Annotated in this window: 13 protein-coding genes and 1 pseudogene; all 14 read left to right on the top strand. The window is 52.6% G+C overall.

What is annotated here, in order from left to right; all coding sequences use genetic code 11:
* Positions 1–141: 141 nt before the first annotated feature.
* Positions 142–732 (top strand): DUF7342 family protein, encoded by a 591-nt coding sequence (locus C448_RS05900; RefSeq protein WP_004052701.1) that lies wholly within the window; start codon positions 142–144, stop codon positions 730–732.
* Positions 733–735: 3 nt separating this feature from the next.
* Positions 736–1,218 (top strand): hypothetical protein, encoded by a 483-nt coding sequence (locus C448_RS17055; protein ID WP_080503167.1) that lies wholly within the window; start codon positions 736–738, stop codon positions 1,216–1,218.
* A gap of 98 nt (positions 1,219–1,316) precedes the next feature.
* On the top strand, positions 1,317–1,961 hold the full coding sequence (locus C448_RS15475; protein ID WP_004052706.1) for a helix-turn-helix domain-containing protein: 645 nt from the start codon (positions 1,317–1,319) through the stop codon (positions 1,959–1,961).
* Positions 1,962–3,549: 1,588 nt separating this feature from the next.
* Entirely contained in the window at positions 3,550–4,464 is a 915-nt protein-coding gene (locus C448_RS05920; protein ID WP_080503168.1) for a carbohydrate ABC transporter permease, read from the top strand.
* Positions 4,465–4,854: 390 nt separating this feature from the next.
* Positions 4,855–5,427 carry a carbohydrate ABC transporter permease gene (locus C448_RS17205; RefSeq protein WP_455429052.1) on the top strand — a complete coding sequence of 191 codons (573 nt, stop codon included), beginning with the start codon at positions 4,855–4,857 and terminating at the stop codon, positions 5,425–5,427.
* Between the two features lie 6 nt (positions 5,428–5,433).
* Positions 5,434–6,519, top strand: a complete 1,086-nt coding sequence (locus tag C448_RS05930) for an ABC transporter ATP-binding protein (protein ID WP_004052714.1) — start codon at positions 5,434–5,436, stop codon at positions 6,517–6,519.
* 3 nt (positions 6,520–6,522) lie between these two features.
* On the top strand, positions 6,523–7,722 hold the full coding sequence (locus tag C448_RS05935) for a CaiB/BaiF CoA transferase family protein (protein WP_004052716.1): 1,200 nt from the start codon (positions 6,523–6,525) through the stop codon (positions 7,720–7,722).
* Positions 7,723–8,811, top strand: a complete 1,089-nt coding sequence (locus tag C448_RS05940) for a LeuA family protein (protein ID WP_004052718.1) — start codon at positions 7,723–7,725, stop codon at positions 8,809–8,811.
* Between the two features lie 228 nt (positions 8,812–9,039).
* Entirely contained in the window at positions 9,040–9,729 is a 690-nt protein-coding gene (locus C448_RS05945; RefSeq protein ID WP_338034750.1) for a class I SAM-dependent methyltransferase, read from the top strand.
* A 71-nt stretch (positions 9,730–9,800) separates the two neighbouring features.
* Positions 9,801–10,082, top strand: coding sequence for a helix-turn-helix transcriptional regulator (locus C448_RS05950; RefSeq protein WP_004052724.1), 282 nt, complete (start codon positions 9,801–9,803; stop codon positions 10,080–10,082).
* Between the two features lie 93 nt (positions 10,083–10,175).
* Positions 10,176–10,616, top strand: coding sequence for a TRAM domain-containing protein (locus tag C448_RS05955; protein ID WP_004052726.1), 441 nt, complete (start codon positions 10,176–10,178; stop codon positions 10,614–10,616).
* A gap of 96 nt (positions 10,617–10,712) precedes the next feature.
* Positions 10,713–11,027 carry a non-histone chromosomal MC1 family protein gene (locus C448_RS05960; RefSeq protein ID WP_049916106.1) on the top strand — a complete coding sequence of 105 codons (315 nt, stop codon included), beginning with the start codon at positions 10,713–10,715 and terminating at the stop codon, positions 11,025–11,027.
* Positions 11,028–11,075: 48 nt separating this feature from the next.
* Positions 11,076–11,306, top strand: coding sequence for a hypothetical protein (locus C448_RS05965; RefSeq protein ID WP_004052730.1), 231 nt, complete (start codon positions 11,076–11,078; stop codon positions 11,304–11,306).
* A 451-nt stretch (positions 11,307–11,757) separates the two neighbouring features.
* A pseudogene (locus tag C448_RS17060) lies at positions 11,758–12,919 on the top strand (hypothetical protein).
* The last annotated feature ends 96 nt before the right edge of the window (positions 12,920–13,015 follow it).

Raw genomic sequence — 13,015 nt, forward strand, 5'->3', positions numbered from 1 at the left:
AGATCTTAACGTCTCGTCAGCCAGACGTCTGACGCGAGTGCTAACAATTGCGATTCACCGGCACTACGAAGATATCGGTACACCCACCAAAATATGGTGTTTCGCCAAAGGCCTATACTACCTCGCATCGCTAGTACCCCTATGAGCGACCGTTCTCCACCGGACGAGTTCGACAACATCAACAGTACGGTCGGGGAGGAATGGGAATCAGAGACAACTCCCTACGAGCGCGTACGCCAGATCATTGCACATACATATGCAGCTGTTTCGGCCGGTACAGTCGCTGACAATGCGCGGACGTCGCCGACGACAGCACGCAAGCATCTGAATGCACTCGCTGACGAGGGATTCGTCGTTACCGCAACTGGCGAACACGGAGGGATAACTTATCGTCGATCGCCGAAATCGCTCGTCGTTGAACAGGCTGCTGACATTCTTGAGCACGTCTCGACGGAGGAACTCCACGCGCGGATCGCAGAGATGCGCGAGCAACTTACTGATTATCAGCGCGAATACGGTGTCGATTCACCCAAAGAGCTGACTATCAAGCGAACAAACGAGACGCTCTCGGAGTCCACCTCAGCGAAGAGCGAAATCGACGCGGAGACGATCCAAGAGTGGCAGACGACACGACGAAATCTTGCGTTTGCAAACGCCGCGCTTTCGATCGCGAATGCCCAGCGGTTCGTCGATGATGATCTCCGATCGTCCGATGAAAATGCTCTCGCCTGACAGATGATGAGGGTAACTGAAGCCGACGAATCTCACTCACTTCGAGGGCCGATCGATCGTTCGGCACTCCTCACCGTTCGTCAGATTATCGAACGAGAAGAGCCGCTTGCAACACCAGCGCTGGACGACTACCTCAACCCAACCGTCCTCGAAGTCACGTTCGACGATGGACTCGGTAGTGCTGACGCCTCTCGGATCGATATCCAGTGGTCGATCCAAGCGGATTACAAGTTTCACTACACGGACACTGAAGAGGTGAACGTTCGCTGGGGAAAGCATCCCCACGATGGTGACTATATCCACGCCCTTGGATCCGAACACTATCACCCACCACCTGACGCAACCTCCGACCCCAACGAAGTCGAAGATTCCTGTATCAAGCAATCGCCCGAAGTGCTTGTCACTCGCGCTGTTCTCAAACTCTGGCGTGTCGCTTATCATGCGGACTCTTATGAATCTCTGAATAGTGTGAGAAATCCTCCGTAGAAAAGCCTCAATCGGAAATTTTCCTCAGGGCTGCGATTGGCAGCAGTGCCAGCAACATACACCGGACATTCATATCGGTGTCTGCTAGATATTCAACTATGAATAGCGCTACCATCCATATCGATCTAAATGACGACTATGTCCTTAGTGACTTGAGTACGATCAGGGATGAATCATTCCCGGTCTATTATTTCGAGGTTATTGAAGGTGATAATATACGCTTCGTTATCAATGCCGGACAGTACAAGGACGAAATCATGGATATCCTGCAAAAGGCAAATGCAGTTCAGTCAGTGAAACCACTTCCTGATTCTCAATTGCTCATTACCAAGCGCTCTTCAGGTGTTCTTCCAATCATTCGTGATAACCATGCAACCCTTCGGAAGATGACGAAGTTTGAGGGTACTCATCGTACGTTTAATATTGTAGTTTCTGATCGTGAAACTATAAAAGAGATAATCGGGGAACTTGAAGATCTTGGCACGGTTCAGTTAGAGCAACTTCGCCCGGTCGGCAAACCCACCTCTATCTTATCTGCACGCCAATCAGAAGTACTTGAACTGGCGTATAATGAGGGATATTTCGACTGGCCCCGGCGCACTGATGCAGAGACCCTCGCTAATCAACTTGGAATAACGCATGCGACTTTTCTTGAGCATGTCAGAAAATCTGAGTCCAAGATTCTCGGCGAAATACTTAATAACGAACTGCCAAACCAAAATAGTATCACAAGTCACAGATAGCGATGCAATTGCAGTAATAACCTAACCAATAGTTGCAGGTTGATCACTGTACTCTATTTATCGGTTCTCTAGGAGGCTACTCCCTTTTGTGTATAAAGGGCCTACACTTGTGGGGGAAATTTCCATACTCAATCTCTGCAACGTCATATGTGGTCTAGTATCATGGACGAACCGACTACAACTCGCCGGCGACTTCTCGGAACAGCGGGTGCAGCCATCGGTTTGGGAACCGCTGGCTGTATCGGTAGTTCTGGACAAGGTGGACAAGGAACGAACAATACTGGAGGTACAACCAACCTATCTAAACAAGAAAACAAAGTTGCCTTCCTCAATGACCGTTCCGCACGTGACACGTGGGAAGCAGCAGCCAAGGAATTCAACAATAATTCTGATTACACGGTTGAAATTACTTGGGTGCCAAAAGGAACATCAACCAATGAGCAACTGGCAAAGATGCGGTCTGCCGGAAATCTGCCTGCATTAGTCTTTGAGACCTCGTCAGACTGTTACAACGAAACGCGCAAAGGACGGACCGAACCCCTGACTGATGTCGTTGATGAGCTCGGTGTCAAAAACACTGTCCCCGTTGATGGTGACGCCTACATGGTACCTGCGGTGGCGTCTCCGCTGACAATGATCTACCGATCAGACATCGTGAAGGGTAACCCTCGAACACGAGAGGAATGGCAGTCAGAGGCCAAGCGCATTCAAGATCAGGAGGGGCAGGCTGCGTATGCGGTCCCAACTGGTCGAACAAACGCTGCGACGACTCATATGAATCAGAGCCTCTGGAATGGGGGCGTTGATCTTTACAGTGGAAGCGGCACTGATATTGAGGTCGTTTTCGACAAAGGTGAAAATCGCAAACGGGCAGTTCAGACTCTGAAATGGCTACAAGAGATGGACGAGCTTGGCCCGAAAGCTAGCGGCTGGGAGTGGGGTGATTGTACTAATGCGTTGATCCAAAACCAACTCGTTGGCTGGGCGGGTCTAGGAGGATTGGCTATTCAAGAAATCCAGGCGAATCGTCCNGATTGTACTAATGCGTTGATCCAAAACCAACTCGTTGGCTGGGCGGGTCTAGGAGGATTGGCTATTCAAGAAATCCAGGCGAATCGTCCTGATCTCACCTCGAAGTTTACACCGGCTCCGTATCCCGTTGCCAGTGGTCAAGACCCGAGTCAGTGGTGGTCGTACTTTGAAGGCATCTATGCATATAAAAAAGCTGATAACGTCAAAGGTGGGAAGGAGTTTATTAAATTTTTCATGCAGTCAGATTATTATTTCAAATACCTGCGAGAAACTGCGCCATTTAGCTTCCCAACTTCGAAAAAGGGTATTCAGGATGAACGATACAGGAAAGCAGAGATATACAATGCTGTACCTAAATTCCTGGATGTTGTCGAAAGCAATTGGGATCAGATGGCACCAGTACTGAATACGGGTGACAACGGAAAGCCTAACGCTCTTGCTGCAAACGCGTACTCTCAGCAGCTGTACGGTCAAGCGGCTTCCGAACTACTCTACGGCAACCGCTCTCCAGAAGAGACAGTCGACTGGCTTGCCAAACAGCTTCGCAACCTCTAACATGGGTGTTGTAGAGAATACTCGATCACGACTGAGCGGTGGTATAGATAGAGACCGGCTTGTCGTTCTGGTCCTTCTCGCTCCGTTGGTTGTCTTCTTTGGTGTACTCTGGTTTGTCCCGTTGGGGTACTCGGTCTGGTCAAGTTTACTTAACAACCCACTCGGTGTGCCAGAGTTTGTTGGATTGAGTAATTATGTTGCTGTCCTCACTAGCAGTGATTTTCTATTTTTCTTATGGAATAGTACCTTGTTCGCTATCAGTACGACGCTACTGTGCCTGCTTGTAGGGTTATTTTTCGCCCTCGTCGTCAATCGGGTCATCGCCGGCGGTGGCGTACTCCGTACACTGATGGTCTTTCCATATTTGCTTCCAACCGTTGTCGTGGTCTTTCTGTGGCAGTTCCTCCTTGATCAGAATCTGGGATTAGTCAATCGTGTTTTGCTTGACTTAGGGTTAATATCTGCCCCGATTGCGTTCTTCGGGAACGTGTCTTTGGCGATGCCGAGCATTGTGACGGCTAGCGTCTGGAAGTGGGGATCGTTCGCATTCTTCATAATTTTAGCAAATTTGCAGGCAATCCCCGACGAATATTTCGAACGTGCCAAGGTCCAAGGAGCCTCCCAGTGGCAGCAGTTCCGTGATATCACGTTTCCTCACCTCCGCGGAGCGATCCTGCTCATTCTCCTTGTTCGAGGAATATGGATGTTCAACAAATTTGATGTGATATGGTTGACTACTCGAGGAGGGCCTGCAGGAGTGACGACAACCCTTCCCATCAGAGTCTACGATCTTTCGATCCGACTTGGACAGTTTGGACAGGGCACTGCACTTGCTGTCATCATGTTTTTACTTCTCTCAGTGGTTGGTGTTGTCTACTTCACTGTACTTAACCCCGAAGAAGAGGTGACGAGCTAAATGTTCGAGAGAATATTTGGCGGTCCGGGAGGATTAATCCCAAATCCGATACAGAAACGTGTGTGGAAAGTTGCACTCTATGTCATCGCTCTGCTGGTGGTTATCTTCGTACTGACTCCGTTGTACATGATGATCGTCGTTGCGGTACAGACGCCGGAAACATTGTTCAGTGGCGGTCAGTTAACGCTAATTCCGCCGGCGTTGTCACTAGAAAACTTCAAAACACTCATCAACGAAACATCGACCGTTTCGTATTTCGTCAACAGTGTTATCATCACTGGAGCGTCGGTGCTTCTTTCGACGGCATTAGCTGTAGTTTCGGGCTACAGTCTCACACGATACGATTTGGCGGGTAAATCGATCATTGCACGCGTTGTCCTATTTAGTTATATGATTAGTCCGATCGTGCTGGCAATCCCGCTGTACATCATTTTCTTCAGACTNAAATCGATCATTGCACGCGTTGTCCTATTTAGTTATATGATTAGTCCGATCGTGCTGGCAATCCCGCTGTACATCATTTTCTTCAGACTTGGTCTTCTGAACCAATATATTTCGGCAGTCTTGGCTGTCACTGCCATCTCGGCACCTTTCTCAATCTGGCTGATGTGGCAGTATTTCCAAAACATCCCAATCGCGTACGAAGAATCTGCGTGGACTCGAGGTGCTAGCAGATGGCGGGCGGCACGTGATATTGTACTACCGTTGGCTCGGCCTGGCTACATTTCCGTCGCTATCTTTGCGTTCGCCGTTGCGTGGAACGACTACACGATGGTGAAAGTCGTGCTTAACGATCAGGCACTCTATCCTCTGACAGTTGGTTCGGAACTCATTTTCCAAGAGGTATTCGTCGGTTGGGGTGAGCAGATGTCGATGATGCTCATCATGAGCTTTCCGCCGTTCCTAGTGGCAGCGTTTCTTCAGAACTACCTCTTGCAAGGGTTCAACCTTGGACACGGGTGATAAACAATGGCAAAAGAAATCACACTTGACGGAATCACGAAGGAGTACGGGAGTATCGTTGCAGTGAACGATGTGTCACTAACCATCCCAGACAACGAGTTCGTTACGTTAGTTGGACCGTCTGGATCTGGTAAGACGACGCTGCTGAGGATAATATCCGGACTTGAGTCCCCAACTAGCGGTCGGATCACGATTGGGGATCAAGACGTGACTGACGAGTCTCCTCAGGACCGGCCTCTGTCGATGGTTTTCCAGAACATCGCGCTGTACCCGCACATGACATGCCGCGAGAACATCAATTACGGACCGAAAATTCACGGTGTGCCAGAAGACGAGCGGAATGAGCGCGCTGAACAGGCCGCACAAAGCCTCCAGATTGCCGATCAGCTCGACAAATCACCATCGGAACTGTCCGGCGGTCAACAGCAGCGAGTGGCTCTTGGACGAGCATTCGTGGAAGATCCAGAAATACTCCTGCTGGACGAGCCAATGAGCGATCTCGACGCGAAACTCAAAGAGGAACTTCGCGTAGAATTCCAGCGGCTTCACCGTGAGTTGGATGCCACCTTTGTCTACGTCACTCACGATCAAAACGAAGCCATGACGATGAGTGATAAGATTGCCGTCATGCGTTCCGGAACCGTCGAACAATTCGACGCACCCGAGACAATCTTTCATGATCCGGTTTCTGAACATGTTGCCACCTTCATCGGGACCCCGTCGACAAACGTTCTCGAGTGTGAGGTTGATGGTGACGTGGCCCAACTGGAGTCAGGAACTGTTTCGTTACCAGAAGCCGCCTCCAACGAGGAACGAATACGGATAGGAATCCGGCCACAGTACCTCTCAATCGCCGGTGGTGACATCGAATTTGACGTCGACATCGATGTGATTGAACCCCTTGGCATCGACTACGTTGTTCACACGACTACTGTCGAAGGAAACCGAGAGGTAAACGTCGTGACTGAGGAAGTGAGTGATCTCGAACCGGGAGACACTATCACCGTCGGGGCGGCCCTCGACGAAATTTATCTCTTCGCCGCTGACGGCGAGCGTATTCGGGCACCAATTACCAGACAGACGGAGGTGTGATTGATGGACGATTCGGCAACCCCGCTTGAGGGACTCGATGTTCTCGATCTGACCACGATGGTCAGCGGTGGATTCAGCACAGTCATGCTCGCAGATTTCGGTGCCGATGTAATATCTGTTGAGCATCCAACATACAATGACCCAGTACGGGACTGGCAACCACGTTCAGATGACGAGTCATTCTACTGGAAGAGTCTTGGCCGAAACAAGCGCCATATCACACTTGATCTGAGTACGGAAGACGGCCAGACACTGACTCGTCGGCTTGCAGATAGTGTCGACATCGTCGTCGAAAACTTCCGTCCAGGAACGATGGAAAGCTGGAATCTGAACTACGAAACATTGAGCGAGAACAACGACGGTCTCGTCATGATTCGGCTCTCGGGCTACGGTCAAACTGGTCCGAAAGCAAGTCAGCCAGGATTCGGAACGATTGCGGAATCGATGTCGACGTTTACCCATATCAACGGATTCCAGAACAGTCGACCACTTTCCCCACCGATTCCACTAGCAGATCTCACAGCCGCGATGTTTGCAGTCCAAGGAGCGATGTTCGCCATTTACGCTCGCGATGTCCAGGGACGGTCAGGGCAAGTTATTGATGTTAGCCTATTCGAGCCCCTATTCCGACTGATGATCGGGGATGTTGAAGCGTATGACACCGAGGGAATCGTTCCTACCCGCACTGGCAACCGCGATGTTCGATCGGCACCTCGCAATTTGTATGAAACTGAGGACGGGTATGTTGCTCTCTCAGCATCCTCACAGAATATCTTCGAGAATGTGATGGCAGCCATTGGACGCGATGATCTCATTAATGACTCCCGATTCAGGAATAACGCTGTTCGGGTAGAAAACGCTGAAGAACTAGACACACTCATCGAGGAGTGGACGCGCCAACGCACTACCGAACAGGCAATTTCGAAGATGGAGCAAGCGGGTGCTATCGTTGGTCCTGTCTACGATATTGCCGACGTATTTGAGGACGAGCAGTTTGCGGCTCGTGAGGATCTGGTCACGGTTTCAGACGACGACCTCGGAGAGGTAACGACACACGCTCCGGTACCGAAATTCTCCGAGACACCTGGTGAGGTTAAGCGCCTCGGCGGTGAGCGGGGACAGCACAACAATGAGATATACTGCGATCGTCTTGGACTGGACGAAGAAGAGTACCAGCGTCTCCGGGACGAAAAGGTGATCTAAGTGCAACTGACTGACGTTACCATCCGCGAGAGCGCTCAGATGCCAGGACGTTCGTATACAGCTGAGCAACGCATTCAGGCGGGTGAAGCTATCGATAGCCTCGGTGTCGATCGTCTCCAGCCCGGATTTCCTGCTGCGGGTGAAATAGAACGCGAGGTGGTTCGTGAGCTGTCGTCACGAGCCGATGCTGAAACCGTCGCGATAGCCAGAGCACTCGAACAAGATGTCGAAGCAGCTGTGGCGGCGAACGCTGACGTGGTTGAGGTATTCGCACCGATCTCGGAGTTGCATCTCAAACATGATTTGGGGAAATCCCGCGACGAGGTGCTGGAGATGATGGACGATGCGCTGCGGGTTGGTCGGAAAGAAGGAATAACCGTTCAACTAATGATTCTTGACGGATTCCGAACTGAGAACGAACACCTTCTGCAGGTTTTCGAGAGATTCGATGATCTTCGTATGATTGGGCTAGCTGATACGGTTGGACGGCGCTCACCAACATCGGTACGTTCCACGCTTGAACAGCTCTCGTCTCATGTTGACATCGGACGGGTTGGTGTTCATTTCCACAATGATCTCGGTGTCGGATCAGCAAACGTTTTGACGGCGTACGAATGCGGGGTCAGCAATGCGGATCTCAGCATTGCTGCACTTGGCGAGCGCGTTGGGAATCCGGCGCTTGAAGAGATCGTCGCAATCGGTGATCTCGAATATGACGATTCTTTCGGTGTTGACCCACAGCGCCTTATTCCTGTAGCTGACGAAGTGATTGATGCCTTGGGTGAAGAAATTTCAGCTCGAAAGCCTATCCTTGGCCGGGAAGCGACGACTCACGAGGCAGGTCTCCACACAGCAGCCATGCTTGACGAACCGAGTGCCTTCGAACCGTTCGATCCGTCACGATTCGGTGGGGAACGGACACTGATCTTTGGCGAGGGGACAGGTCGTGGTGGCGCAAGAAAAATTCTCGAATCTGTTGGGATCAAGCCAAATAAGAATACAATTGATGACTTTCTCAAGAGACTTTCCGAGCAGGGCCCAATGGATCGAGAAGACGCCCAGCAGTTAGCCGAGGACAAAGCATTCTAGCGATATTTGTGATTTGTAGAAATGGATGACATTTCATCATCCACCTAATGGCTGATCTGTTATTGAGCACTACCACATCGTCTGACTGATTTCTGGACAGACCAGTATATATAACATCATCGATACCTTCTGTCTCGCAATGGATCGAAGGAGTCGGCGTCGAATACATGGAATCCAGATGACTACGATGAAAGTCACTCGTTCGTTCACGAATATGGCGGTGATGTAATCGAACTCCTCGAACGAGAATTGGGAGATCGTGTTCTTGACCTGGGTTGCGGCACTGGGCATCTGACCGCTCGCCTTGCCGAAGGAGATGGATCGGTTGTCGGTGTCGATAGTTCCTCGGACATGATTAGCCGCGCTCGTGACTCGTATCCTGAGTTAGAATTCATTCATGCCGACGCTCGGTCACTCACTGACGACATTGATGGTTCCTTTGACGCCATTTTCTCGAATGCAACACTTCATTGGATACCAGAGCAGGACATGGATCAGGTCCTCTCTTCGGTTACGGACCTCCTCCGTCCTGGCGGCCAATTCGTCGTTGAATTTGGTGGAAGAGGTAACGTCGAAACGATTGTATCAGCTATCGAAACAGAACTTGCCGAGCGCGGATACGAAGGAACGAACCCGTGGTATTTCCCGAGTGTGGGGGAGTACACTAACCGTCTCGAAGATCACGACTTTGAGGTACGATACGCTGTCCTCTTCGACCGCCCAACCGAGCTCGAAGGTGAAGATGGCCTTCGCAATTGGCTGGAGATGTTCGGAGATAGTCTGCTTGCAGGTGTTCCTGATGAGGAACTAGACTCGGTTTTCTCTGCGATCGAATCTCGTACCGAAGACACGTTGCGTGAAGGGCAGACATGGTATGCAGACTATCGGCGACTCCGAATCCATGCAATTCGAGAATGAACCGTGCTGGATGGCTCACTCGCTATCTACATACCGATATATTTTACTGCCAGAATGACCACGTTATAGATATGTATGATCTAACTGGCTTTCAGCGCGACCTGCTGTACGCCGCTGCTGGCAAGGACGAACCGAACGGGCTCGAACTCAAAGACGAACTCGAAGGCTACTATGAGACGGAGATTCATCATGGGCGACTCTACCCGAACCTCGACACGCTTGTCGAGAAGGGATTGCTGGAAAAGGGTGAACTCGACAAACGAACAAACTACTATCAGGTGACCCAGCGTGGGCACCGCGAGATCGAAGCCCGTCGGGAGTGGGAAGAGCAATACGTCTCGCCAGAGACGTGAAACCATGAGTAGTGTTACAATTTCTTGGATATGTGTTTTCGGAAGCAATTCCTTAGGAATACCAGTGATCAGCAACGACGGTGAGGACGTCTAATGGTCGAGATACCCGACCGACTGGCGTGTCTGTTCACCGATTCAGTCACGGAAGCAGGCGACTCCTACACGATTGAGGTACCAAAGGAGGAACTCGACGTGGGAGCGATTACCGCAGGCGAGACCTATCGAGTGGTGATCCTCGAAGATTCAGGACCCGCGGGAAGCGACGACCAACAGCAGGACCTATCGACGGATTCGGCAGCCTCAGTAACTTCGAAGCCACCGGTGTCTGAGGGAGCGATCCGCGAGGTGACCATCGAATCGTTGGGCGATCAGGGTGATGGGATAGCGAAAACCGATCGTGGATACGTGCTGATCGTACCGGGAGCGCGACCCGGCGACGAAGTGACCGTCGAGATCACAGAAGTCCGCGAGAACGTCGCGTTCGCAGAGGTTCGATCAGGCCGAGATCAGAGCGAGACATCTGACGGTCAGTAACTCTCTTCAGCCGAAGAGGGCAGTATTTATCGGGAGAAACCGCCAGACGCAGGTACATTTATCACTGTGTCTGCACTGTGTTCGCTTGGGAAAACCATGGCCAGCACATCAGACGATCCCCGAAACTTCGCATTGCGTGAGGAGAGTGGTGAGGAAACAAGCGTTTTCTCCGGACAGATACCACGACAGGCGGCACTCAAAGCCGCTCGGCGACTCGATCCAGCTGACAGCGAGGCCCAAGCGAGCCGGGAGAGCTTTCGCATGCGGGAGAAGGGAACGAAGAAACTCCACATCTACGAGGGGTGGGCGTGGCGCGAGCAGGCACCAGAGGACAAACCCGACTGGATGGCCGAGACGATAACCCAAGCGAACGTCTCGAAAGAGGGTATCGAGTATCTCGACGAGTTGTAGTTCGAGGACCTGATACAGACTCATATACAGGCGATTGAAACAACGGGTATGGATGAGGGGCGACGGATATCGCCGTTCGCCGAAGACACGCTTGCGCTGCTGATCGAAGCCGCCGGTGGATCCGGCGAGAAGCTTGCGAAAGAGGAGGCTCTCGAAGTGATTCGGACCGACGAGCGCTTTGGGCAAGCCGATGCCCAAGCAGCGCTGACCGAGCTCGAAAGCCGCGGCCATATCTACTACGTTGGTGAGACCGTCCGAATCACACCGACCGATGAGTAAATGGAACTCGCCGAGACACAGCCAGCAGGTCGTTTCTGGCGGAATTTCCCTGTCAGGCCGATTGGAAAGGTTCTATCATCGCCCGGCGGATAGCTGGATGTCGAGGCCGGTGTAGATCCGGTCTTCAACGAGTGTCTCACACGCCCCCCCCCTTATGATACGGACAATCAGACGGATACTCTCGCGAACGACAGAGGAGCCGATCGTTGAGTGCCGTCACTGCGGTGTGAACGTCGAGCCAGAGGCTGATTCCTGCCCGGGATGCGGGTCAACCGAGATTGCGTCCTATGACATAGCTTCATGAGCTGGGTGAAGCTGCTTCGTCCCGCCCGTCCGTGCCCGTCCACAGCGACGTGGTGTGAGGGGTGAACCGCGCCAGAGAGCCGTTTTCCACTCGGGATCCGGTGTGTCGCCCACGGCTCTTTAGACAGTGACGTTCTGAGTGGTGCCTATGGTGATTCCGTTCGGCGCGACGTGGGGGACGCTGATCGAGCGCTGTGAGAAACTGCCCGCCGACGCGACGCTGATCACGCCGCTGGCGTCGAAGCGATTCCGGATCACCGACATCCAGGATCAGCGCGTCATCATCGAAGACGTCGATTCGGGTGACTCACAACCGCTGCAACGCGAGCAGTTCGAAGCACTCGCCGAGCACACTCGCGAGGCAATCGATGGCTACGAACTTTCCCGGCTGCCGACGCAAGCCGAACCGTACGCGGCGGTGCTCGCACTCCACCCACGCTACGTACTTGATGAACGCGAGAACACGTTGACTGAGCTCGATGAGGCAGACGAAAGCGCCGTACTGGACGATGCACCGCACTTGTCGATGACCGCGAATGCAGACGACCAGCAGGACAGCGAGCGTGAAGAACCCGAGATCGACGTCTACTCGGACATGCTCTTGCTGATTGATGCGCTCGAACGCGAGGACATGAGCGCTCTCGAAAGCGTCGAGACGCCCGTGCTGGTGAACCTCTACACGCTGTTGTCGGACGTCCAGCGCAACGCCAACGACCTGCGGCAGGACGTGACCGATGTGCTCTTGGAGCGCGTCGGTCACGACTGCCCAGTCCACGGCCAGTACGGTTCGGTTCAGCGGACGACGCGCCGGAACCGCTCGCTCAAAGACGATGAGGAAGTGCTCGATGCGTTCNTCGGTTCAGCGGACGACGCGCCGGAACCGCTCGCTCAAAGACGATGAGGAAGTGCTCGATGCGTTCGCAGAGACTGGCATCGACCGCGACCAACTCGTCGGCGTTGACCGCTCGAAAATCGAGGAAGCGCTGGATGTCGTTTCAGTGTCCGAATCGGCCGTTTACGATGTTTCCGAAAGCGAGTACGTGCGCAAGGCCGAGGTGGACGAAGAACGCAAGGAGACGCGCCTGCAGGGACTCAAAGACCGGTTGGCAGTCAGNTACGTGCGCAAGGCCGAGGTGGACGAAGAACGCAAGGAGACGCGCCTGCAGGGACTCAAAGACCGGTTGGCAGTCAGCGACGACCCCGAGGCGGACGTCCTACGTCAGGAAATCGAGCGCTTGGAACAGGAAATCGAGGAGTTGACTGAATTCTCGCCCGCTAGTACGTTCGAGACGCAGCCAGAACAGGGCTGAAACGCGAGTATGGATCCCGATTCCGGAGGTTGGTGGCAGCCTTCGCGAGCCGCTGGTGTCGTGGTGCGTGACTCGTCCCTTTTGGTGACGGGTTTT

It is taken from the genome of Halococcus morrhuae DSM 1307, assembly GCF_000336695.1.
GTDB classification, from domain to species: Archaea; Halobacteriota; Halobacteria; order Halobacteriales; family Halococcaceae; genus Halococcus; species Halococcus morrhuae.